Annotated in this window: 20 protein-coding genes; 12 read left to right on the plus strand and 8 right to left on the minus strand. The window is 49.6% G+C overall.

Annotation, left to right across the window (positions count from 1 at the left end; translation table 11 throughout):
• Positions 1 to 242: 242 nt before the first annotated feature.
• From BDT_RS11710 to BDT_RS11720, 3 genes are all read left to right on the plus strand, one after another.
• On the plus strand, positions 243 to 1,376 hold the full coding sequence (locus BDT_RS11710; protein WP_015091457.1) for a hypothetical protein: 1,134 nt from the start codon (positions 243 to 245) through the stop codon (positions 1,374 to 1,376).
• Positions 1,363 to 4,659, plus strand: coding sequence for a hypothetical protein (locus BDT_RS11715; RefSeq protein ID WP_015091458.1), 3,297 nt, complete (start codon positions 1,363 to 1,365; stop codon positions 4,657 to 4,659). The genes BDT_RS11710 and BDT_RS11715 overlap by 14 nt, the downstream gene beginning before the upstream one ends.
• A gap of 65 nt (positions 4,660 to 4,724) precedes the next feature.
• Positions 4,725 to 5,336, plus strand: a complete 612-nt coding sequence (locus BDT_RS11720) for a hypothetical protein (RefSeq protein WP_015091459.1) — start codon at positions 4,725 to 4,727, stop codon at positions 5,334 to 5,336.
• Positions 5,337 to 5,381: 45 nt separating this feature from the next.
• On the opposite strand, the gene BDT_RS11725 is transcribed toward BDT_RS11720, so the two are convergent.
• Entirely contained in the window at positions 5,382 to 6,485 is a 1,104-nt protein-coding gene (locus BDT_RS11725; protein ID WP_051026304.1) for an alkaline phosphatase D family protein, read from the minus strand.
• A gap of 81 nt (positions 6,486 to 6,566) precedes the next feature.
• On the minus strand, positions 6,567 to 7,307 hold the full coding sequence (locus tag BDT_RS11730; protein ID WP_158320235.1) for a helical backbone metal receptor: 741 nt from the start codon (positions 7,305 to 7,307) through the stop codon (positions 6,567 to 6,569).
• 167 nt (positions 7,308 to 7,474) lie between these two features.
• Here BDT_RS11730 and BDT_RS11735 point away from each other — a divergent pair, with 167 nt between their 5' ends.
• Both BDT_RS11735 and BDT_RS11740 read left to right on the plus strand, forming a co-directional pair.
• Positions 7,475 to 8,767: an enoyl ACP reductase FabMG family protein gene (locus BDT_RS11735; protein ID WP_015091462.1), complete on the plus strand. Its 1,293-nt coding sequence runs from the start codon at positions 7,475 to 7,477 to the stop codon at positions 8,765 to 8,767.
• A gap of 4 nt (positions 8,768 to 8,771) precedes the next feature.
• Positions 8,772 to 9,614, plus strand: a complete 843-nt coding sequence (locus tag BDT_RS11740) for an MBL fold metallo-hydrolase (protein ID WP_015091463.1) — start codon at positions 8,772 to 8,774, stop codon at positions 9,612 to 9,614.
• On the opposite strand, the gene BDT_RS11745 is transcribed toward BDT_RS11740, so the two are convergent.
• Entirely contained in the window at positions 9,615 to 10,343 is a 729-nt protein-coding gene (locus tag BDT_RS11745; protein ID WP_015091464.1) for a hypothetical protein, read from the minus strand.
• A 69-nt stretch (positions 10,344 to 10,412) separates the two neighbouring features.
• Here BDT_RS11745 and BDT_RS11750 point away from each other — a divergent pair, with 69 nt between their 5' ends.
• The 7 genes from BDT_RS11750 to BDT_RS11780 all read left to right on the plus strand — a co-directional run bounded on the left by BDT_RS11750 (position 10,413) and on the right by BDT_RS11780 (position 16,313).
• Positions 10,413 to 11,555, plus strand: a complete 1,143-nt coding sequence (locus BDT_RS11750; RefSeq protein WP_080602391.1) for a phospholipase D-like domain-containing protein — start codon at positions 10,413 to 10,415, stop codon at positions 11,553 to 11,555.
• Positions 11,556 to 11,600: 45 nt separating this feature from the next.
• The gene (locus BDT_RS11755; protein ID WP_015091466.1) at positions 11,601 to 12,206 is read left to right on the plus strand and encodes an ATP/GTP-binding protein; all 606 of its coding nucleotides are present in this window, start codon (positions 11,601 to 11,603) and stop codon (positions 12,204 to 12,206) included.
• Positions 12,206 to 13,984, plus strand: coding sequence for a hypothetical protein (locus BDT_RS11760; protein ID WP_015091467.1), 1,779 nt, complete (start codon positions 12,206 to 12,208; stop codon positions 13,982 to 13,984). Before BDT_RS11755 ends, BDT_RS11760 begins: the two co-directional genes overlap by 1 nt.
• An 18-nt stretch (positions 13,985 to 14,002) precedes the next feature.
• A complete protein-coding gene (locus BDT_RS11765) occupies positions 14,003 to 14,734 on the plus strand; it encodes an SGNH/GDSL hydrolase family protein (protein WP_015091468.1) in 732 nt (243 codons plus the stop codon).
• 150 nt (positions 14,735 to 14,884) lie between these two features.
• Positions 14,885 to 15,118 (plus strand): hypothetical protein, encoded by a 234-nt coding sequence (locus tag BDT_RS11770; protein WP_015091469.1) that lies wholly within the window; start codon positions 14,885 to 14,887, stop codon positions 15,116 to 15,118.
• Complete coding sequence (locus BDT_RS11775; RefSeq protein ID WP_148278816.1) at positions 15,118 to 15,657, plus strand: GNAT family N-acetyltransferase; 540 nt, start codon at positions 15,118 to 15,120, stop codon at positions 15,655 to 15,657. Before BDT_RS11770 ends, BDT_RS11775 begins: the two co-directional genes overlap by 1 nt.
• Before the next feature lie 8 nt (positions 15,658 to 15,665).
• The gene (locus BDT_RS11780; protein ID WP_015091470.1) at positions 15,666 to 16,313 is read left to right on the plus strand and encodes a hypothetical protein; all 648 of its coding nucleotides are present in this window, start codon (positions 15,666 to 15,668) and stop codon (positions 16,311 to 16,313) included.
• Positions 16,314 to 16,326: 13 nt separating this feature from the next.
• Here the strand turns inward: BDT_RS11780 and BDT_RS11785 are convergent, their stop codons facing one another.
• The 5 genes from BDT_RS11785 to BDT_RS11805 form a co-directional block, all read right to left on the minus strand.
• On the minus strand, positions 16,327 to 17,040 hold the full coding sequence (locus BDT_RS11785) for a hypothetical protein (protein ID WP_051026305.1): 714 nt from the start codon (positions 17,038 to 17,040) through the stop codon (positions 16,327 to 16,329).
• The gene (locus BDT_RS11790; protein WP_041577764.1) at positions 17,037 to 19,778 is read right to left on the minus strand and encodes a PKD domain-containing protein; all 2,742 of its coding nucleotides are present in this window, start codon (positions 19,776 to 19,778) and stop codon (positions 17,037 to 17,039) included. The genes BDT_RS11785 and BDT_RS11790 overlap by 4 nt, the downstream gene beginning before the upstream one ends.
• A gap of 442 nt (positions 19,779 to 20,220) precedes the next feature.
• On the minus strand, positions 20,221 to 22,149 hold the full coding sequence (locus BDT_RS11795; protein ID WP_041577765.1) for a response regulator: 1,929 nt from the start codon (positions 22,147 to 22,149) through the stop codon (positions 20,221 to 20,223).
• Between the two features lie 100 nt (positions 22,150 to 22,249).
• Positions 22,250 to 22,720 carry a hypothetical protein gene (locus BDT_RS11800; protein ID WP_015091474.1) on the minus strand — a complete coding sequence of 157 codons (471 nt, stop codon included), beginning with the start codon at positions 22,718 to 22,720 and terminating at the stop codon, positions 22,250 to 22,252.
• A 32-nt stretch (positions 22,721 to 22,752) separates the two neighbouring features.
• Positions 22,753 to 24,504, minus strand: coding sequence for a SpoIIE family protein phosphatase (locus BDT_RS11805; protein WP_235046104.1), 1,752 nt, complete (start codon positions 24,502 to 24,504; stop codon positions 22,753 to 22,755).
• Positions 24,505 to 24,585 lie beyond the last annotated feature (81 nt).

Below are 24,585 nucleotides of genomic sequence, written 5' to 3' on the forward strand. Positions count from 1 at the left end.
AGAACTTCAACGGTGCAAAGGGGCTTTCTCTCTCCGAAACACCTTAGTGTCATTTACACTTATCCGAATTCGCTTCCCGGACCCTTTTCCTGATTGTGAGCCCTTGTTGGCTTTTTTACCTGGCTGTGACAATTGAGGGCACACTGTCCAAGGCCTTTCTATTAAGTCTTATATCTTTGAAATGGTAACGCCAAACCCGCGCACGGAACTTGAAATGATGTGGGTAGGAATATGGGGTTGGCATGAAAAGAACTGCATTATCAACACTTTGTCTCATTCTGATACTGACGGCGCAAAGCTATGCGCAAAGTCAGATCAGCGCAGCTATGCCTGAGACCAAAGAAAGCAGCCGCTTCGATGCCGAGTGGAGACTGCGCCTTGCAGGCTCTGACGTGCACGATGAACGCAGCCAATCCAAAGTCGTTGATATCCGTACCGATATCAAAGCCAAATACCTTCTAAGCCGTTCCCTGCAACTGGATATCCAGCCTTCTTTGCGCCTGCAATCAGGCCAGACTCAAAGTGTGGATGGTGCTGACAGAGCTGAAAATAAAATCATTCTGAACCAGGCGGCAGCTCATTATCTGCCATTCTCTTTCCTGCGTCTTTCCGCAGGGGCATTGAATCAGCGCCACATGCATACAAATCTTCTGGTGGACGGCATTGCATTCCCGGCAGCACGCCTGGAAGCCCTGATGAAGGCAGGCCTTACTAAAACAAGCCTTTCTGTGGAATCCGCAATCCCCACTTCAACTTCTTTGAGCACAAACACCAAGGAGCTTGAAAAGACCCCGTCCTTGAACACAGCGGCCCTGAAGTTCCAGGTGCAAGCTGCTCAGAATCTATTCTGGAAATCCTCGGTTGGATACTTCATGTATAACAACCTGCCGTCGGCGGTGGCTCAGCAGTCCAATCTGCTGGGGAATGAAGTTGAAAAGCTTTCTGAGGCCCAGTACGCATTCATGTATAAATACGAAGGCATCGAGGCCGCGACTGAATTTGAATTCCCGGTGTTTTCTCTGTTTGATTTCAGAGCTGGTGGCGAGTATCTGCAAAACACCAAAGCTCCATCTGATCAGAACACCGCAACCCGTTACTTTGCCGCTGGTGAGTTCCACTTCGGCAAAAACACAGATCTTGTTATTGAAGGCAGTTATTTCTCCATCGCTCCGGAAGCAGCGGTGGCTTACTTTAACGCTGGGGGTTTTGAAACCAACCGCGTTGGCTATTCCGCTGAAAGCTACCTGTCCTTTAAAAAGGAAGGTTTCAATATCGGCGTGAAATACACGGATTCTGAAGTGATGTTTAATCGCGATCCCCAATCCCGCGAAAAGACTTTGATGATCAAGCTGGAGACTTTCTATGCAAACATCTAAACTGACAATCCTTAAAGCCATCTTAAGTCTTTACGCTTTGTCACTGGCAGGATGTAATCTTCCTTCTCCGCAGGACAAAGAAAGCACGGGCACGGGTGCCGCGACTTTCACGGCGCAACCAATGGCTGACAAATCCAAAGCTTTGGAAGTCAGTGTCCAGGGCGACTTTGCCCTGCCTTCTTCCAAAGTTTTCAACCTTCAGGCCTGTATCAAAGACGTTGCTTACGACAAGGTCGTGGCTGGTCATGATTTCATGGTGGAAGAAACTCAGCAGAAAGTTACAACTGATAAAGCCGGCTGCCTGACTTGGGCAGAACGCGTGAGCTTTAACTTCCTGGCAGAATCCCAGTACATCCGCATCGAAAGAACTATCAAAGGCACGGGCGTTCACCGTGGTTCTCAAAAAGTCGCTTATGCGATCAACCCGTGGTCCCATGGCGAAACTTTGACTCCGGTTTTGAATCCGGATGATGGCAACAACATCCCTCGCCTGGTGGACAACCAGGAACAGGGCAAATTGGCTTTGAAAGGCCTTTCTGCTGACAACGCTCAAGCAACACGCCCTTTGTGGGTGGAAGATGGCCGTCTGTTCGTAACAGAACAGAAAATGACTGCGGAGGGAGTGACCCTGCTGGTGGAAATGCGCCCGAATCCATCCATTCAACTGACTAAAATGAACGGTGAAATGTTCCTGCGCGCCCTGACGGCGGGATCTTTCAAAGCGCGCATGAAGCTGATCCATATCTATCAGCACGACAACCAGGAAATCCGTCGTCAGATGTCTGAAACATCCCTGATGGATGTAAAGATGGAAAACGGCTCTTTGGCGATCAAATCCCCAATGCACCTTCCGGCTTTGCCAACTCGCGGTCAGATCATGCTGGGTCTGGAGCTTTCTCCAGTAAACGGTCCTCAAGGCCTGACAGCATTTGATGGCGTTTACTTTCTGGGTGAATACGATCAGATCAAAGGTTCTTCCTTCCTGAAACTGAACACGATTGTGGCTCAAACCAAGGGCTTCAAGATCAGCAACTATGTAAATGCTCAGATGCAGGAAGTGGCGCAAGTCACTCCGGCTGGCAAAATGAACGAAGACACTTACCAGAAACCAAAAATTGAAGTGTCCCAGCTTGAGTTCCGCTTTATCCGCGTGGGTTCTGAAACGACATCCACTCGTGAAGTGTTCTATAATATCAAGGCCTGCGTAAGAAACGGCCTGGATCAGAAGAACACGCGCGCTCACACCTTCAAAGTCACGAAGTTCCGTCAAAATGAAGCCGAGACCTCTTCTTCTGTGTCCTTGAAAACGGACAACAACTCGTGCCTGAGCTGGGATGAAAGCATTTCTTTCAAGTACTTCGATTGCCAGCGCTATTTGAAGGGCTATGTTCAGATCGAAAACGAAGACCTCGGCATGAAGGAAAAACTGGAAATCATCGTGAACCCATGGGAATCCTGGGGTCAGGTGGCTCGTGACATGCGTTATGTGGATCCAACTGAAAAGCTGATCCTGAGCTGCGAAAAAGAAAGCCGTCCCCGCACACAAATCCTGCTGGATAGCTTCAGCTACAACACTTTGTCCTATAACTACAACGTGGATGCTCAGCTGAATCTGACTGTGACCAAGAAGATCCAGTTCAAGATGGACCCGCGTCTTTTGATCTATTCCAGTCTGGCCAACGGCCGCGCGGAAGCTCAGAAACTGCGAGATGGTGTTTACCTGATGAAACTGGCGATCGTGCAAAACCGCGACTATGACCAGAAGAACACTTATGTTACATCCGCAGACCGCTTCGTAAATGTGATGAACGGCCTGATCAACACGGACGTGACTTTCCAAACTCAGGATCTTAAAGCGCTGGGTAACCGCAACAACATCCTGGTGGAACTGCATCCGGTTGATGAATCCAAAGTCGTTATTGAAAAAGGCGAAGTGCGCCTGAAAGACGCTTCCCAGAACGTGGACTCTGCAATTGATGCAGGTTCTGTTTTGGAAAATCCGACTTTCATCGGTCCGATCACTTTGAATATCGACGAAACCACTCGCCCGCTGAGAATCATGGACCCGGCAGCGATCAGCACTTACCTGCTGAAGGGTAAAGGTGAAAACAACACGTCTGAAAAGAACGTGGTGGCTCGCATTGTGGCGGAAGGTTTTAAGGTAAAAGCAGAAATCACCAGCAACATCAAGAACCGCTCTCAGGCGGCGAACTTTGCCAAAGAAAACAACCTGGATCTGCTGGCTTTGCCACACCTTGAAAAAGAACAGCCACTGGTAAAAGCGCTGGTGGGTTCTACCAACCTGGCGGACCGCCTGATTGTGACGAAGTCTGATTTGTATTCACTGGTTTCCACAGGCAAGTTGTCCAACGAGGCCGCGCAAAGAATGTGTGCCTTCTGGGCCAGCGATTACATGAGAAAAATGTACGCTGCCAAAGGCGGCGCGATCATGCCTAATATCGCTCCGGCGTTTGGTATGGACTGCTTCCACGCAGTTAAAAAAGACGCTTCCAGGTTCTTCATGGTTGAAAAACAGATGCTGATCAAAGAAGTCGGCAACACTCAATATGTAAAAGGTCTGAATCAGGGTCTGACTGTGGGCACAAGCTTCTCTTTGAGCGCCTCCCACTCTAAATCCGTAACGACTTCCACCAGTGTGTCTGCGAAGATTGGTCTGTCCAAGAAGTTCATGGATCTTTTGTCTGTCAGTGCGGATCTGGGTTACACCATGTCCTGGGCCACAACGGACGCGAAAGCTTCCAGCAACTCGATTTCTGTGAATGGTTCCACTTCCATGACGGTTCAACAGAGCCAGATGAAAGTTCGCGTGAACAAATACGAGCAGTGCGCGATCGTGCGCCTGAACCCGACGTTGTTCATAAAGGACACGAAATCCTGGTTCGGTCGCAAAGACTATCTGTCTGTTCTGAATTCCCAGCTGACCGAGGCTGAAAAAGCGGCGGCAGTCACTCGCGGTATCATGGTGTGTGACGGTGTGACTCACACTGAGCCAGTGGATATCACTGAAAACTACTATCTGATCGCGCAGGAAACCAGCAGCTCTCAGATGCAGGACAGTGGTGATTCCCGCAACCGTAACTTCTTTATCGCGCTTAGATCCACGCAAGACTTCAACCGCTTCGTGATCGCAATGCGCGGTAACGCTGGAATGCCTCAGGGTGCGGAAAAAGACGAAGATCCCCAGGTTCAGGCGACCAAGATGATGGAGCAGCTGTTCCAGATGCCCGCTCCAAGCTATCCGGGCATGTACCTGGTTAAATAGTCTCATTTTGGGAATTCCCTCACGACTGCTTTGCCGTCTTAGGGAATTCCTTTTATCCTGAAATCATGAAAATAGTTCTGTTTGCCGGCATGTTCATGTTTGGAATACACGCTTCTGCGTCCCAGGAGCTTTCGCAAGTCATCGCCTGCCACGAAGCGCTGGACGGCAAATCTGACGCCCGCACCTTTAAACTGGAAACCACGTCCCCCACACCGTTCACTCTTATTTCCGGAAAAAGAATCTATTTCATCACGGATCATTCCGTCAGTGTTCTGGATCACAAATACGCCAACCAAAGCATGACTGTGAAACTGGAAGAAAAAGGTCAGCCCTTCTATCGCACCATCAACTTCCAAAAAGACGGCACGGTCGGCAACGTTTCTTTCGAGGATACCACCAAGGAAGCCAAGGCCCAGGCGGTAACCCCGAAAGCTCAGCTGGATCCGGATTCCATTGCGTTGATCAAAAAAGAGCTGTTGCGCCAGATGAACAGCGTCACCGGCGAATATCAGAACAAGTACGATCCGGAAGATACCCTGCACGCGCTGAACATATGCCGTCAAGTTGAGTCCAAAGAGCTTGCCGCCAGCATCGACAAACAGAGTGCCTTTTATGAAAAGCTGCTGCATCGAAAGGCTTCCTACAAATACCAAAAAGCCAAAGCCGGCCACAAATAAAAAAACCCGCGAAGTTCGCGGGTTTTTAGTTTCAGGCCTTCAAATTTACAGACTCAGCTTCATTTCCTGCGCGGTCTTACCACTTTCATCCACCAGTTTCAGGTGAACTGTTTTGGCTTTCCAGTCCCATTCCAGCAGACCGAAGTTAAAGGCTTCCAAAGCACCACCCACATAGTGGAAGTCTTTTTCGCGCGGGCTGGTTTCACCGTTCATCGGCCCCACGGTCAGATCATACAGAGGACCATACCCTTCCAGCAGATCCACTTTCCCGACAGAGCCAAAACCACGATTGCCGCTGACGATCACCACTTTTTGGGCGTTAGTGGCGCGTAAAGTATCAAAGAACTTCTGACGATCCAATGGGAACAAGCCCCAACGTTCCTGGCCACCAGTGTTGGCTGCCATCTGCAGCGGAGACACGATCACGCGGTATTCAGCCTCTTTACGAAGTTCGCTTTCAAGCCAGCTCCACTGCCCGGTTCCCAACAAGGAATCTGAACGGTTCCAGTTTTTCTTAAACTCGCCATCCACGCCAGTGTCCAGCCACGGAGTCGCATAGAAACGCGTGTCCAGCATGATAATCTGCACGCGCTGACCTGGAGCGCCCAAAATCACCGAGTGTTCAACACCCTTGGCGGATTTAGGCTGAAGTTTCGGGATGTAATTCCAATAGTTCAGGAAAGCTTCGCGGCTTTCGTATTTGCCTTCAAAGCCCGAGTCCCCGTGACGAAGACCGAAATCCAGTCCGTCCCACACCGCCATGAAAGGCGCTTTGCCACGCAGTTGACGGTAACCTTCAATTTGATCCAGCTTTTTGTACTGGGCACCCAGTGGTTTTTCGTCATAGCGAACCGCACTGACGCTGTTGCCGGTAAAGACCACGACATCGGGATTTTTCGCCGAAACCTGCTGCCACAGATTTTGTTCCTGTTGTTGATGCGCGCAGCAGACAAAGGCCACACGCTGAACTTTTTTAACTGATTTCAGATCTTTTTGCGCAAGCTCGGACTGATAATTGGTTTCAGCCTGCATTCGCATCATTTTTAAGGTCAAAGATTCCGGCGCCTGGCTTTTTTCAGCACATGAAGCCGTAAGAATAGTTGTCAAAGCCAGCATTGAAGCCCGGGCAGTCACAGAAGATACAGTCATTACAGTTCCTTCCAATAAATCGTGAGATTTTATTGTATATCAACAACTGCAACTGTCACTGAGAACTCGAAAACACCAGACCTACTTCTGGAGATAGGCTTCCTTCAAAAACTCGATACTGCGAACACCGAACCAGGAATAAGACTCCCCGTTGACGATGGCGCCATCAATATCCAGAGCTTTCAGATCCGCGATCTTTTTTTGGAAGGGGAACGGTTCAGAAGAAAACAAATAGAAGGCATTGCCGAAGTCTTCCAGTTCCACCACCGGGTACTTATCGCCCTCGGGAAATGCGGCCACCTTGGCGCCCAGCTTTTCCAGCACCGAACCAATGTAGGTTTCGCGGCTGACACTCATCCAGGGTTTTTTCCAGATCAGATAAAGGACCTCGTCATAGCTTTTTCCCGGCGGGCGCACCCACTCCAAAAAGCCCGGGATCTTTTGCATATCCCATTTCAGCGGTGGCGCCTCGACCAGATCCAAAGCCTCCACGGACATCTCCATCAACTGCGAATTTTGAAAGTGCTCCCCTAGGCGGGCCAGCTCTTTTTGCAGGGATTCCAGAGAATGCACATGGGTCGCCAGATAAGGCACCGGGCATTCTTCGGCCATTTCCAGGGGGTTTTCTTCCTGATCCAGCAGAACTAAATCAGGCTTTAAATCCGCCACCAGATCCCATGACACATCCTTGGTGCCCCCCACGATCGGAATATTGGTGATCTGCTTCGGGGGATGAATGCAAAAACGCGTGCGTCCAACAACCTGAACGCCGGCTTTTAAAAGTGTCTCGGTCCATGACGGAACCATACTAACAACTCGCACAATATTCCTCCGAAAACGCCATTCTAAACGCCCCCCAGCGCCCAAAGCAATAAAAACGGCCCACAACATAAGCACCCTGCGGTGTATTTTGAACTGCCTCTAGTCAAAACTTGACCCCGCTGGCAGAGAGGACAAGTATGTTTTTTTTCTATTTGAGTGAGGTATTTATGACGCAACTTTTCCCTCTGAACGAGAAGCCATCCCTGAGCCCGTACAAAAAAGGCGATGTCCTGGTCTTGTTCGGCGAACTATTCACTCGCGGATATGCCAATGGTTTGGTTGAAGAAGCTGAACGCCGTGGAATGACCATTGTCCGTGCCACTGTCGGCCGCCGTGAAAAAGACGGTTCTTTGCGCGCTTTAAATGCAGAAGAAACTGCCAACATCCCTCGTCCATTCATCAACGTGCCGATGGAAGCCGGTTTTGACATGGAACCAGACTCCAAAGGCGTGACTCCTTGCCAGCAATTGGAAGGCGTTAAAATGAGCGAATGGGACAAGGTCAACTTGGACTGGGCTTCCATTGAAGAATCCCAGAAAAACGGCACCGCTCGCTTCAAAAAGAACACCGAACTTTTCCTTAAAGAGCTGGAACAGTACATCCCGGCAGGTGCCAATGTGTTGTTTGCACACTTGATGGCCGGCGGCGTTCCGCGCACAAAAGTGATCATGCCAGTTTTGAACCGCGTTGCCAAAGGCACCGGGGACCGCCACATTTCATCCCAGGCTTTGATGGATTCTGAAATCGGCAAGCTTTGCCTGAAGAACTTCCAGGACGTCACCGCGGATACCTTCAAGCACCTGATTGATCTTTCCACCCCGTTGCGCAAAAAACTGGAAGCTTCCGGCAGCCACGTTTCTTACACAGCTTACGGATACCATGGCGCCGAAGTCCTGATCCGTGGTCAGTACAAGTGGCAAACTTACACGTGCTACTTCCAGGGTTGGGCAAAAATGGCGCTTGAAAAACACGCCGAAGACTTCGCCAAACAAGGCGTTCACTGCTGCGTTTACAACTGCCCAGAGATTTTGACGAACTCAAGCTCGATCTTCCAGGGTGTTGAAGTATCACTTTACCCTTTGATCGCAGCTATCCATAAAGACGCTGGCGACAAGAAACACGCTGAGCAGGTTCTGAACGACTGCAAAGCGCTTCTAAAAGATGACGTAACACTTGAACAAATCATCAAAACCACTGACGACTACTTGACCAATGATCTGACTTTGGAATTCACCAAGTTCGACAAATGGCCTCAGCATTCCCGTCAGGATCAAATGGAGTACATGCTGAAAAATTCAGATGCATTGTTTGATATGCACAAAGATCCAAAGAATCTGCTGACCGCAGTTTTGTCTGAAGTGGTGTTTAAATCCTGTGGTTATGTGATGCTTCACGACTCCTGGGCTCCAAAAGCTCCGGTGGCGTGGATTGGTCACGACCTCGTAGCCCGCTGCATGTAATCGTATGTCAGTTCAAGCCGGAGAGAGTTGGAGTTACAACAAGTACAAGTTCCATGGACTGTCGCTGTCAGGAATCCGCACGGCGATTTCCATGCCCGAACTCTCTTTGAGCTTTGATGTCGCACAAGGCTATCCGTTCCTGATAAACTTAAAGCAATTCTTTATCAGTCACGGCCATCTAGACCATGCGGCTGGGATTCCGTACATCATCTCGCAGAAAGCGATGAACTCGATGCCACCCGGAAAATTCTATATGCCGGGCACGCTGGTGGAACCTTTGGATAAGATCATGAAACTCTGGGAGCAGATTGAAAACCACCAGTACAAGTACGAGTTCATCCCGGTTAAAGCCGATGACGAAATCCCGCTGAACCCGCAGGCCTTTATCAAGGTCTTCCCGACCACCCACCGCATCGAGTCCTACGGCTACACTCTGTTTGAAGTTCACAAGAAACTGAAAAAAGAATATCTGGGCTTGAAACAGGACGAGATCGTGGACCTGCGCCGTCAGGGTCTTGAGGTCAACGAAACCACCAACATCCCGGTGGTCAGCTTTACCGGTGACACCCAGATCGAATTTTTGGATTCCCGCCCCTGGGTTCGCCAAAGCAAAGTCCTGATCATGGAATCAACTTATCTGGACGACAAAAAGTCCGTCGAGCACGCCAGAACCTGGGGTCACACCCATATTGACGAAATCATCCCGCGCCTTAAAGACATCGAGAGCGAAAAAATCGTTATTATTCATGCATCCAGCAGATATTCAGACAAAGAGGCTTTACGCCTGCTTCAAGAAAAAATCCCGGCAGAATACCGGGATCGTGTCGAACTGTTTCCAGGTCGTTAACTAGAACAAGTCACCCAGATCAAGCCACAGCTTGCGGGTTTTCAACTTCTTGCTGCGGAAGTGCTCCACCCACTCAGAAGACGTGCGCTTTTGCCAGTTGCTGGCCAAGTTTGCAGTGAAAATCAGCGGGCTGTAACCCTGCCCCACGATATCGCGCGGAGCACGCAAAGCCGTCAGCATTTCCGGGCCATAGAACCCGATCACTGGGAACAAGCGGTCTCTTTCACCCAGCTCGCCGATGATCAATGCACCATGAACCTGCCCCAGGACAGTACGACTCAACGGACTGGAAACCTCCGCAGGGCCCGGGCCACCGGCAGCACCCACGACAACAAGACCCGAATCGGCTTTCTTATTCAGAAATTCGACCAGTTCTTTGTTGGCTTCGTTGGCTCTCATGTTGAAATCAAAGAAAACAAAAGCGGCGTTGTCCGGCAGGGATTCCACACGATCTTGCAGGGAAGCCATGTCGACTTCGCCTTCTTTAGTATAAGGAGTGTAATTCAGAATCTCGCAGGATTTGCAGGACTTCACAAAGTCAGCAAATACAGGCTTAATCTTCAATTCGAAATCTTCAGCCTTATTCTGACCGAAATAGATCACCGTGGTTTTAGAGGACGGCAAAGCAGCCTGAGCCCATGTTGCCCCGCAGGAGGCAAGGACCAGAAGACTTCCCGTCAGGAATTTTTTAAGACTTTTGATGTCCAGAGATATGTTGCTTAATGCCATAAAGTGAGTGTGCCCTCCCCCTTGCTTTGCTGTCGACTTTTTTAATAATTTAATGAACAATTGCGACATATGGAGTCATGGAGCCAAGTTCAAATTTTTCACTCAGGTGACGACTTTTTTTTAAGTCTCTCCCAAGATATAAGACAGGCTCGTCGTAGCGTCACTATTGAATCGTACATCTTTGCTGAAGATAAGCTGACCAAGGCCATTTTGCAGGAATTGACAAACGCGCGCGAGCGCGGCTGCACCGTTAAAATCGTTGTCGATGGTTTTGGTTCCTACACCACAATCCCTTATCTGGACCGCTTTTGCACGGACAACGGCCTGGAGCTTCGGGTTTTTCATCCGCTGCCGTATCCGCTGATTTGGGCACATCAGTTTGTACTGAAATATTCCTGGCGCGGGTCTTTGCTTTTCAAACGCCTGAATCGCCGCACCCACCGCAAGATTGCGATCGTCGATGAAAAACGCGCCTATCTGGGCAGCATGAATTTCACCCAGGAACATTGCGCAAGCTTCGTCGGCGACAAAGCCTGGCGGGATACCGGCGTTTGGGTCGAAGGCGAACCGGTGAAGCGCCTGGTTTTGGCTTTTCAAATTTCATATTTGCGCACCTTTATGAAAGGCCTTTTGACGTGGGTCGGACGCTGGCGCATCAATGAAGATATCGCCCACAGTGTGCTTCGATTAAACACCACCCAGCGCACGCGCAAAAAACTTTATCGCGACCTGCTTCGCCGGATCAGCCATGCTGAAAACCGCATTTACCTGACCACGGCCTATTTCCTGCCACGACGATCCCTGCTGCGTGCTTTACTGAAGGCCGCGCACCGAGGGGTCGATGTGCAGCTGCTGATTCCCGGAAAGTCTGACGTCCCGATGGTTAAATGGGCGGCATTCTATATCGTCCGCCTGCTGATCCAGCGCCAGATCCCGATTTTTGAGTATCAAAAATCCATTCTGCACGCCAAAACGATGATCATCGACAACGAAGCGTTTGTGGGCTCATTCAACCTGAATCATCGCAGTATCCTGCATGATCTTGAGGTCGAAGTGATTCTGAAAGACCCGGCGCTTTTACAAAACATGCTGGAGCAATGGCATATGGACATCGAAAATTCCAAACCTGCCTCAGAAAAGGATTTTGCCACTCCTTCATGGCTGACCAGAATCCTGTACAAGATCGCCTTCCGATTGCGTTATATGCTCTAGTTTTTTGTTTTGACCTAAGGACCGTTTATTAGGGACCATAGAGGTATGAATTCATACGTCAAAGTCGCGATCACCGGAGGCCCTTCAGGGGGAAAAACCACACTTATCGAAGCTCTGAAAAAAGAGCTGGGCCAGCGCTGTGCCATCGTGCCGGAAGCGGCCAGTATTTTGTATCGCGGAGGTTTCCCCCGTTACAAAGATCCACAGACTGTCGTGCATGCACAAAAAGCGATCTATGCAACTCAGTTCGAACTGGAAGCGATGATTTCTTACGTCAGCCAAAAAAGCCTGATCGTCTGTGACCGTGGGTCTTTGGACAGTGCTGCTTACTGGCCGACATCTTTGGGAAGTGATTTTTTCACCAGCATGAACACCACCAAAGAAAAAGAACTTGCCCGTTATGACTGGGTTATCCATCTGGATACTGCGGCGGCTGATGACTATGACGGTTCAAATCCCATCCGCACCGAAACCTATCAGGAAGCCTGGGACCTGAATGATCGCATTAAAAACGCCTGGGACGGACATCCCCGCCGCGTGGTGATCACTCACAACGCCGACTTCCTTTCCAAGATGACAACTTCCTTAGCTGTGATCAAAGCGATCATGGCCCATAAAAGCGCTGAAGAAATCAAGAAGGAGCTACTGTAATGAAATCCGCCCTGCTTGCATTGTTAAGTCTTTCAATTGCCCTTCCGGTGGCGGCACAAACCCGCACAAGCCGCCTGAAGCCCATGTATTTTCAGGCCGACAAAAACAATCTGCAGGTTCTGCCTCAGCGCTTTGAATACACCTTGATGGATGAAAACCGCCTGAAGGTCGGCGACATCCTGATTGATACAACCGAAGTCACTTTTCAGGTGGAACCATCTCCGTCTAAAAAAGGCTCTTACCGTATTCGCTTCTCTTGGCCCGCAGGATTAATCAAGGATGGCGAGCTGGCGGTAAAAAATAATTCCGGCAAAGCCATCTTTAACGCCGTTCTGGACAAGAACAACGTCAAAGTCACCACCGACACCCTGCCTGCCGAAGAAGGAGACCTTCGTTCGGAAAAAGCAGAATTCGTGGTGGAGGAAATCGAAAACAATCTTGTCGACGACATGAAGTATCTGCCGTTCATGACGTTCTGTATTTACCGTGAAAGTGAAGAGACTCGTTTGTATCTTTGCTCGAACGAACTTTACCTCAGTTCACAGCAAGGCCAGATGGCGGTGAAAGCCCGCACCAGCACCAAGAAAGCTTCACAAATTGAAATCAATGGCAAGGTCGTGGGCAATCAGGGGATCATCTATCTGAATGATCGCAGCGAAAACGTGGCGTTTAAAGCGGCCACCCGATCTGGAGCCTTCCTGGAAATTGAAACCCGTAAAAAAGACGTGGACTTCAAAGACGTGGTTGTTTCTGATGATGGTGAAAATCTGATTCTGACCGCTTCCGGTGCCGAACCCGTGGATGCCAAGAAAGTGAAAAAGCTTTCTGCGACCGACTGGCAGATCTCTTTGCCAAAATCCCGACCGGTTTTATATTTGAAAGGCGATGGCGACATCCCAATGCGCCAGGAATTCTATATCCGTGGTCAGTTGCCACGTGAAAAGAACCGTCCTTATCTTTCCAACCGTTCGGCCGTGCGCACTTACTCTTCGTCCCTGAGCTTTGCAGGGGTGGCACCAGAAGGTGTCACGGTGAAAGTACTTGATTCCGACAAGGCCGCAAAATTGGAAGGCACTAAGAAGAATCAATTTGCTTGGACCATTGATGACATCCCAGCCGGGGTTGAAAACCGCCGCTATCTTTCTGTGACTGCCGACAGCCACACGTTTGTTGCCGGCAATGACGTCTTCCGTGGTCAGCCTTTCGGTTTGGGCTTGGGGGCTCGATATCAAACTCCGTCTGGTATTGCCTTTGGCACTATTGAGTTCCAGTGGTGGATTGAAAACTTCCTATGGATGAATTCAGACTGGTCAAGGTTCCACTGGGGCTTGTCCATCGAGCGCCAGCAGCATTTGACTGAAAACGACGATACCGCCAAGGTCGATCTGACGACAGTGGAATTGATGTGGCGTGCTCAGGAAGGTTTTAACCTGGTTGATGCCACTTGGGGCCTTACGGTGCCGCTGCAAATGGTGGCGGGTGAAAGCTCCAGTGCCACAGCATACGGGCTGGGGGCTTATATCATCAAAAAGCCGGGCCGCTGGTTGCGACCATTCATGGACTGGTCTGAATACAAGGTGCAATACTATGCAGGTTCTTCCGGAAGCGATTTCAAAGTGAAGTCCGCTTACAATCTGAAGGCGCAGGCTTATTTGCAGTTCGCGAACCAGTGGTTCTGGCGCTATGGCGTGGATGTTTCGGATTATAAGTTCGACCCATCTGCCGGCAAGGAAGACATGCAAATCGGCCTGTCGACAAGTCTTTACTGGAAGTTTTAGTTTCTGACGAAGGACCTTATGAAAAGCACACTTTTGATTTTTACAGTTTTGCTTTCATGCTCATCGGCCTTTGCCGAAGGTCCTTCGCGCGTTTTGCTGTTGGGCGATTCCCACGCTTACGGCCGCTATGGTTCGGTGCTGGATGCGCACTTTAGAAAGGGCGACACTCAGGTCACATCTTTATCCAGCTGTGGCTCGTCCCCGTCCACGTGGACAACCAGTTCTGAAAACTTTAAAAGCACCAACTGTGGTTTTTGGAAAAAGAACGCCAAAGGACAAGAAACCCGCGTGACCAGTCACCGCCTGCCCTCGTTCGGCGAAGAACTTGCCGCTACGAAACCCGATCTGACCGTGATCACACTGGGAACGAATTTCCTGGCAAGCCCTGGCAACATCAAAAGCGAAAAAGCCCACGTTGAAAAGATGATGAAGCAGATCCATGCCGCGGGTTCTGCGTGCATCTGGGTGGGGCCTCCAGATCTGAAAAAAGATCCTTTCAAAAAGAATCTTGAACTGGGTGTGAAGGAACTGAAATCCTGGGCTGACGCCAACAACTGTCAGTTCATTGATTCCACCAAGTTGACGAAATATCCCGGTGGCAAATCCGACGGCATTCATTATGGCCCGAAAGACTCGGCCACCTGGGGCGAATCGGTGGTGAAAGAAATCAGTAAATTGAAGGTCCATCCCCCAGCCAAAGCTGCTGCCCCTAAAGGCGCGGAAGCTCAGAAAAAGACCGGGACCAAGTAAAGGTCCCTTTCGTCCGAATTCCCAGAATTCAGAATCCACAACCGGACAATCCGGACGCTAGATCGATTTTAAGCGGTTTATAGCCCATAAACCTGCCGGCACGGAACACGCAATACCTCCTCGCAACAACACTTTCCTGAGGAGGAAAACATGAAATCCAAAGCTATCTTTTTCGCATTTATCGGTCTTTTGCTGGCTTCCAACGCTCAGGCTGCTGACTTGGAGCTGATCAACAAGCCTGAACAAAGCCAAAAGCTTGCTGCCAACTCTTGGAGCCAAGCTGATGCCCACGACAACAAACGCCTGGAACAAAAAGAATCAGAAGAGATTCCAGACGATCGCAAGGAAAAGTTCTATTCCCCGCGCGAACACGCTTGGTTCTAATGAAATCCGCTAAGTTCTTCCCCCTGCCACCGGCGGATATTCATTTCGGTCATTCTGGTATCTCTGTTCGAAAGCAAGACGCACGACACGCTAAAATTGTTTTTGAAAAAGTACAGGCACAAAAAGAAAGACTGCAAGAGTTCCTAAGTTGGCCGGTACAGATTAACAGCCTAAAGGACCAAACGAACTTTTCACAGAAAGCCGACATGCTGTGGGCTGCTGGACAGGCTTATCATTTTCAGATTTTTAAGGACGAAGAATTCGCAGGAGCTATATCCATCCATTCACTGAACTACCTAGCCCGCAGTTTTGAATTCGGATACTGGGTGGATTCAGAGTCAGAAGGTAAAGGTTTGGTAAAAGAAAGCCTCCAAATTCTGATGATGGCCATGGCGGACAGAGGTTGGAAGCAAGTCAAAATCAGAACCACCCATCGAAACATACGGTCGCAAAAGGTAGCAGAAAAGATCGGAATGACCCCTGACTCGCAAACCGAACACTTTAAAACTTATAGCAAAGCATTGAACCCGCGGTCCTAGGAGAAAATATGAAATCCAAATCTATTCTTTACGCTCTTATAAGTCTTACGCTGGCCGCATGCGCCCCAACGACTGAAGAACTGGCTGATATCAAAAAATCTTACTCTGGTCCCAAGGTTGGGATTTCAGGCCTGGTCGTCGTTCGACATGCAGCCGTCAATCGAAGATCTCCGGATCTGCCCAAGCAGATTTCAGTGGAATTTGAACGTGAATCAAGCCCGGGAAATCACCTCATACTGACAGGGTCCCTAGTCCACCTTCGAAACTTTAGCGCAAACGAAGGCATCGTGTCCTTCGGCTGCAATGAAGACACCGACATCACACAGCTGCCAGCCAAGTTGACCGTGGACACCCTGAAAATTTGTGGCAAGCACAAGATCGAACATACAAGCGTTGTCATTAACGCGAAAACCGTCATTATGGATAATACCACGTTGGAGTTCATTCCCCATAAAACCCTGCAACTTGAAGAACAGATTGAATTCATTTCTGATGAGTTCTTAATTGAGGGGGAAAATAATATCACGATTCAAGGAGCTGCCACCGCCGGAGGCCGCGAATTGGCGCCGACGTTGTACTTGGATACTGGACCTGTCAGAGGCGCGGGACATTTGAAAGTGTATTCCAAAGCGAGCATTTACACGGTGAAGCTCTAATTTTTTTGGCTTACTATTGCCCCGCTTGAAGCATCGCGGATTCACCCAGATTGCTTTCATGCTGATGTTTTACGTTCGCCCAGATCTTCTGACTGACGGGGCCAGGAAGAAGGCTGTTGATACTGGATTCCGCGGAGGGATCTGCGGCCGCCCAGTTGTGAAGAGCTTCTGCCTTCACCCCTGCCAGCACTTTGCGATCCATTTCATTCACAGCGCTGTTTTCCACAGTCGCATCAGCCACCACGTTTTTTAGCACTTCAATCGCGGCGGATTTCATATCGGTGTTCAGGGCTTCGAACACAAAGTCCAAAGCCGAGTTTTGCATCTGCTGGGATTCTTCATCGTTAGGAGCAGTCTTTAACAAAGCCTCCAGGCTTTTCAGAAAGTCTTCGTCTTTTAGCAGACGTCGTTTGACGATCTTGTCAGGCTCAAGCAACAGGGCCTTGCGGCTCAGATCCGCATATTTCTTAAGATCTCTGGCCTGCTTGAATTCCTTAAACACCACCGGCATCGGCTGGGAAGAAGTAATCACGTCCATCGCAGCAGGTTTTGTCCCTGCTGCGATGGCGGTCTCTTTTTCAGTTTCAACGGGGTTTGCCGCCGGAGCTTCCTGAGTCGGAGCCGCTTGGGACTCCGTCTCTGGTTTGCTCTTTTCAGTCATCACGGTCAAACCCACACCCAGGACAGTTATCGCACCTGATAGCATCACTAGTGTTCTGATTCTCATTTGCCAAACACTCCACGGGTCATGTTGTTACGGAAGATGGTTCTGTTCATTTCCTTCGCACCGGCATTCTGGAAGAATGCCGATCCGTTCAGGTATCCATTGATCAGCACCACGTTTTTATGAGGCGCATTGGACTGAACAAACACGTTGTACACCTTACCGAAGTACTTGATCTCGTTGATGGAAACAATCGCATCCAGTGTTCCACCGCTTTGAACCAGGGACTCGCCAACTTTGAATTCTTCAGCCACTTTCATGGAACCGTCCTGGCTCAGGACCGGGTGATTTTTCGTCACACGCAGTTCACGACCGGACTTCATTTTGAAGACCAGAATCTCGTGGTCGCCGTCCACCAGCTCTGTCACCCACTGATCCACTTTGGTTTTCACAACCGCATTCTTGTTCAAAGAATCCGCGGACTGCATTGTACCAACATAAGGGGACTGGGAAGTCAGAGCATCAAAGAAGGACATGTATTTCAGCTTTTTGCTAACGACCTCTTCAGCCAGGATCTGTTGTTCTGGAGTCGCGCATGAAGACACGCACACTGTCGCCACGTAAGCCGTCGCAGGCATTGTACATGGAGCATTGGCTTTCTTCGGAGCGATCCATGCTTTTTCAGGACTGTATGCACGATCCATGAAGGTCGCATAGATTTCCTGACCCGCAGAACCCAAGCCCACTTTTTTACCACCGACAGTCACTGTCACATTGGCAAAGTTGGTCAGGAACTCCTTGATTACTGGCAACTCGTTTTGACATTTCACCATCCAGTCATAACGGCCTTTGGCTTCGGTATTGCTCAAGCTGTCGTGAGAACAGCGTCTAGCCACGTAGTCACGGCAGTACTTTTCCTCAACCCAGGCACCTGGAACCGCCACTTCGCTTTCCAACTGAACAGAGTGTTGGATACAAGCCATGGTCTTGGTCGTGACAACCTCACGGGTTTTAACAATCACACCAATTTGGTTTGCCGGACAGGTCGCAGATGAATTGGCTTCTTCGATGGTTGTTACAGAAGACTGGCTGCGAACCGCTTCAGGGTTTGCGTCACACAGACGCTCTTCCACTGGTTTCACCTGGTCCGCACAACGGCTGTCATCAACCGTCACACCTTTATCATCCACGCAGACAAAGATACGGTTCTGCTTGCCGCCACAATCCGCGGTACAAGCTGTGAACTTGTCAGTAGGAACATATTTGTAAACCGGACATTTACCGGCTTCTTTCATCGTGCCCTGACGAGTGTTAGAGCTGATGATCTGACCATCGGTACAAGTCTGATCCGAGATTTCATTATAAAGGTCAAAGAATCCTTCTTCATTGAAGGAACATTTCAATGGAACTTTCGTTTCACCTGTGATCACACCGGTTTTCACAGTGCCATGGGAACCGAAGCTGCCGCAACCCTCGTGACAAGTCACCTGGTTGTGAGTGCTGGAACCGGACAGAACACCGTTAGTACAAGTGCGGGATTCGCTGACGCTCGCGCAAGAACCCACTGGAGTCGAACTGGAATAAAGAACCTGGGAAGCCCCGTGCGCCAGCAGACTGCCATCAGGCAATTTACAAGACTGGCCTTCACAAGAACCTTCGTTGGTGATCTCTTTGGTACGAGACACTTCCACCCAGTTCAGTTTTTCAACCACAAGCTTACATTCTTCAACCACACGGTCACGGTAAGAAACAACCTTTTTACCATTCACACCGCAGGCCACTTCTTCAGAGCTCAGCTCACCCTGGGATTCACGTGTTGCACCCGCAACAGTACAAGCCATCGGATCCACTGGAACCTCTGGTTCCGGTTCAACATCAAGATCCTCGATCACTCGAATGGAATGATCCAAAGTCACCCAAGGTTCCTGATTGTCACCCAAATACAAAGTCGCCGTCACAGCATAAGTGCCCACCGCCTGATAAGCATGAGTCACAGACTGATTAGCCGCCGTACCACCGTCACCGAAGTTCCAGCGAACAGCACCGACTTTATTTACCAGACACACTGGCAGATAAACGTGCATCATCGTAGCAATTTTAACTTTCGCTTCGTTGGCACCGGAAATACGCAAGTCTTCCAAGCAGTCCATATCATCAATCACCGTCATCACGGTCACACGATGACTGGCCACTGTGACCTTGCCATCAGCATCAGTCACTGTGGCCTGAACCTGATATGTACCAACATTAAAGAAAGAGTGTTCAACTGTTCTGACGTTGCTGACAGTCGCAGTGCCGTCATTAAAGTTCCAAACGATGGACTGAGCATCCAAACCGGAAGGAATCACAAGTTCAAAACTCATAGGATTAAAAACAAAACCGGCTTGTGGCCCAGAGATCTTTAGATCCTCTTTCACAACCGTCGTCACCAAAGAAAGGGAGATATCTTCAGATCCAGCAGTTTTTTCCTGCGCCGTCACCACGTAGGTACCAGCCAACTTAAACGTCGACGTCATCCCGGACGAAGAAGTTTTAGTGCGACTGACCCCAGCCACCTTCCATGTGACATCAGAACTGCTGACGCAGTTCCCGGCCTGATCCAAGGAGTAGCTGACAGTGCTTCCTGCCTCTGTAGCTGATTTACCGACGATGCGAACGTCTTCACTGGATGCTTTTGAAAGCTGACCCGCACAATAGCTTGCCGCCTCCATAGTATCTGCTGAACCTTCACTCAAAGCGCTTTTCTGACATCCTGCTAGAACGACTAAACTCAGGGACAGTAAGACTCTTCCGTAGTTCATCGTGCGACTCCTTGCTTACGTTCATGTTTACAAGTCGCAACTAAAATCTCCATACTTTTACAACATTCGCGTCATAATGATTGAGCGTCTTATCAACGCTTTAGACACTTTAAAGAACATTTTTTGAATGTTCCTTTTTCTGTAAAATATTTGATCATTTCCCTCAGAGAAAAGCTTTAATCCCAATGCATCTTTCAACTGCGAAACCCACTGACAGAGACCTCAGTTGTTTCGGGATTCTTTAAAGAGAAAAGTCGACTGAAAACAATTGCCGGACTGAGGGCCTTAAGACTCTGCCCTTCAAAAATACATCGAAGGAAGATTGGTCAAAAGTGTCCAGGCGCAAGGCGGAGGGGTCCCTTTGAAGCGCAGGCGTGCTCCAAGCACGTCGGAGCGAAAAAGGTCCCCCGACAACGCAGTCGAATGGGCGCTTTTCACCAATCTATTTTTTCTTGAAGAAGCCTGAAACGACTTGCTTGAGGTCGACGTTGAACACGTCTTGTTTTTTATTGGCAGCCGCCAACACAGAGATTTCCCGACGAGCAGGAATGAAGGAAGGATCCAGTGCCACGCTCTTCTCGAAGGATTTGCGCGCGGCCACCATATCGCCTTTGGTTTTATTGAACAGACCAATCACAAACGGGAAAAGCGTGTCATAACGTTCATCCGGTGGAACCTGCATCAGCTCCAGTTCCACTTCTTTCAGAACGAAGTTCTTTTTGGCCACTTCGACCGAACCCAGTTTTGCCCAAGAGCTGTACAAGTGCAGCTGCTGGGTTTGAGGGTTCAGCTTACTCACCTCGGCAAGCAGCTCCAGCGCTTTCGCGAACTGGGTGTATTGCAGGGCTTTTTTAACTTCTTCCATCAAGGAATTGGCGCGAAGTTTTGCTTCAGCTTCATTTCTTTGAGTTGCCTGACGGATTTGATCGATTTTATTGGTGTCTTTGGAGGCGTTCATGGCGTCTTCCGCCAATGTGCGCACCTTTTGCCATTGGGTGTAGACTTCCGAAGCTGTATCGCCCGGCTCATCCCCCAGCAAAGTCATAAAGTCAGACAGCATGGATTCAGCAGAACCGCCCCCGGTCCCCGTTTCCATGTATGCCACGATTTCGTATGAGTTCTTGTTTTCAAGTTCAGCAGCGATCTTCTTGATGACTTTCAACTGCTCAGCCGGGCTTGCAAAGGCCGCACGCTGGGCAAAGACAATCAATCCTTTGGTTAAAAGGAAGTGGATGGCCTTATAGACCGCCACTTCATTATAACCTTTGATGTCCAGAAGCTGCGTCAGAGTGATCTGATTGTTCAGCTTCACCGGCAGGCCTTCCAGGGATTTCACCAAAGACATGCTCAGGGCCGGATGATCATCACGGAAAGTCGGACTTTTCACGATGATGTTACCGGACCACATCACATACAGGGACTTCAGCCAGTTAATAGAGATCTTGGAAGCGATCCAGTCATGCAGATAGTACGACAGACTGTCAGCATCGATACTTGGATTGCTCATCTCAACTTCCGCGGATGCAAAATTCACGCGGATTTTCTGATCAACAATCGTGCGCACCAGACGGATGTTCATTTGCTCCATCAGGATCAGATCAAAGGCATGGGGGCTTAGCTGGTTGTTCTGAATCAGATAGTCACCGATACGGCGGTTATTTTTAACACGCAGAGCCTCCTGCACGTCTTGCGGGGTCGCATAACCACTCTGGATCAGCATCTCCCCCAGGAAGGTGGTTTTGTCATCCACGTCCACACCCACGATATTCCCGTTACAGAACGAGATACCGGACACGGAACCATCGGCATTATAGATATTCAGATAACCACCGCTCTTGGTTTCCACCAGCAGAGAATACAGGAATGGCAAGTCAAAGCCGCTCACCTCTTCAATGGACTCAATCACCTTTCTTTTCTGGCGGTTGGTCACTGTTGGGTTGGCGAACATCTGATAAAGCAGCTTACGCGCGCTGGATTCTTCGCGGCGTGGAGCCTCTTCTTTTTTCACGATTTTCAGCACCTGCTCCATATCGAATGGCTTTTTCATGAAAGCCACGGCCTGGGTGCTTTGAGTCGCTTCCTGAATGAAGGATTTGTCGGTATAAATACCGCTCATCAGAACGACTTTGAATTTGGCATTGGGATAATTGGCGCGGGCTTGTTTGATGAAATCAAGGCCCGTCATCTGTGGCAGCAAGCAGTCACAGAACAGGAATTCGATATTGGAATTGCTGGCGAAAATGCTATTGGCCTCGTCCGGACGGGACGCGACAAAAACGGCGTGGCCAGCGCGGCTTAAAATTTCTTTTAAGGCCGATCTGACCGACTCGTCGTCTTCCAATATCAAGATCTTAGATTTGCCTGATTCCACGCTTCCTTGTCGGCTCTAAAGGCCCTTCCATTTAGGATAAAAGCAAAAAGCGGGGCTGTTATACAGCACCCGCCCCAAGAACTGGACCTTTGTCGGTGGATTACTTCTTAATAAATTTGAAATACTTCGACTCAATGACGTCCATTTCCATTTCGTTCCCCTCTTCATCTTTTACGGATGCTGGAGGATTCACGTTGCCTTCGCTGAACTCTGTCCCATAACGGAACAGGACGTTCTTTTCAGACCCGGAGTCATCGTTGTAATAAGGGACAAAGAATGAGCTCACTTTGCCGGAAGCTGGCAGGAAGCCATCAACCATGTTGATCTGATCCACAATCACCTTCGGGCAATTGCTGAAGCTGATTTGAGCCGGGCCCGCTGTGCCCATCCACTTGATCCATTCACGGATACCGCAGGAGTTGATGCTCTTCAGTCCGCTCAGCTCCACTTCAATCTGTGGATTGCCGCCAAGGCTGAACTGAGAAAAATCAACGTCCTCATCAATAGTGCCTGCCATCTGGACAGTCAGCTTATCTGCGGCTTTGTTCATTTTCACATCGAGTTTACCCATAGTTCCAATCTCCTCGTTCGCAAAATCTAACTTTAACTAAGACCTTCATTTTTCACTACAAAAAACGTGACGTCATCGATTAAGGGCGCGCCTTGACGATGGGCTTGGAAGCTCATCGCGAAACGCTCTACCGAGTCATTTACGCCCGGGAAATCCTTATTAGCCGCAATCAGGGCCTTGATGAATTCACGCTCGCCCCAGGCCTCTTTACCGGGGTTCTGGATATCTGGAATACCGTCTGTATAGAAGAATACCAGATCTCCCGGCTCAACCTGAATGGTTGTTTGTTCGTACACCGAATCACGGGCCTGTCCCAGTCTGGGATTGTTCACTTCATTTAATGGAACAAGGTCTTTCTTTTTAAGTGTGCCGCCCTCATTTTTCTTCATCAGGAACGGCGCCTCGTGCGAAGCATTGCAGTAAGCAAGCTCGCCTGTCTCCAGATCAAAAGACGCCAGGAAGAACGTCATCATGATGCGGCCCTTGGACACATCATAGATCGAACGATTCAACAGCTCCAGCGCTTTGGCCGGAGTGATATTCAGACGCTCGATAATTGTGGAGGCAGATTTCGCCGCACTGGTGATCAATGCTGCCGGCGCCCCGTGCCCCGTCGCATCCCCGATCCACAGGAAGATTTTGTTGCCAATCTGACAATAGTGCCACCAGTCGCCACCGCACTCACTGGCCGGTTCATAGTAACCCGCAATCGACAACGGACCGATCTTGGCCTGCGTTTCCGGGAACAGGGTTTCCTGCACGGTTTTTGCGGTTTGCAGCTCGGATTCCATTCGCGCTTTTTCTGCCGTCTGATCCAGCAGGCGGGAAACTTCCGCCGCCATGATATTGAAATTGTCAGCCAGACTTCCGACTTCATCATTGGACTTCACGTCAACGCGGATGTTGAAGTCCCCTTCCGCCACCTTTTTGGTCGCATCAAACAATTGTGTTAAAGCTTGAGTCAAACCGCTGGAAGCAAACAGACTCAAAATCACCGTCACGGAAATCAGAATACCGAAGAAGATCAAAGATTTTCGGATCAGAATCTGAACGGCCCCCAGGGCTTTTTCCTTTTCCACTGTGGTCACGACAATCAAGTCACCAAATCCCGCGCGCGAGAAAGAAACCAAAAGCTCTTTGCCATCAACCGAACGATCGGTCTCGGCCCCTTGCGCGATTTGTTTGTTGGTGCCTTCCAGGAACTGCGGACTGACGGTGGATTGAAGCTTCTGCCCCGGCATTCCATCCGGACCAAACAAAACGGTCCCGTCAGAGGAAATCAGATACATTTTCTGAGACATCGCTGCACGGAACATCTCGGACGCTTCGCTCATCTTCACGATAACCAAAAACACTGTGTTGCGGGTATTGGTTTCATCGCTGACTTTTTCCATGATGAACACACGGTCGTCACTGAATGGCACCTTCACCACACGTCGGGTGGCTTCGACTTCGGCAAAGTAGCCGGACATCTGGGCTTGCAGGCTGCTCAGCACCCCGTCTGTCTGATTCGGAACTTTCTCAAGCACCGCGGCCTTTTCATAGGCACCCGTTGCAGAAGGCTTAAAGACCACAATGGATTCCAGATTAAATTCGTTCTGGAAGATGGACTCGCCCACGGAAGAAAATTTCTGCTGACTCAGGTAATCCTGAAAGATCGGCTTGGTCGTTCCAAGCACGGCATTCAACTGTGTCTTAATTTGAGCCGCCATGGTTCCGGACATGCTGCTGGAAGAATCAAAGACGTAAGCGATCTTATCGTCTTCAAAAATTTTCAGCGCCAAAACCAAATACACTGTAAGTGTAATAAGTGGCAACGAAGTGAGTAACAGAAGAATCTTGTATCTAATTGATAATCCACGTTT

Source organism: Bdellovibrio bacteriovorus str. Tiberius (assembly GCF_000317895.1).
Taxonomy (GTDB): domain Bacteria; phylum Bdellovibrionota; class Bdellovibrionia; order Bdellovibrionales; family Bdellovibrionaceae; genus Bdellovibrio; species Bdellovibrio bacteriovorus_F.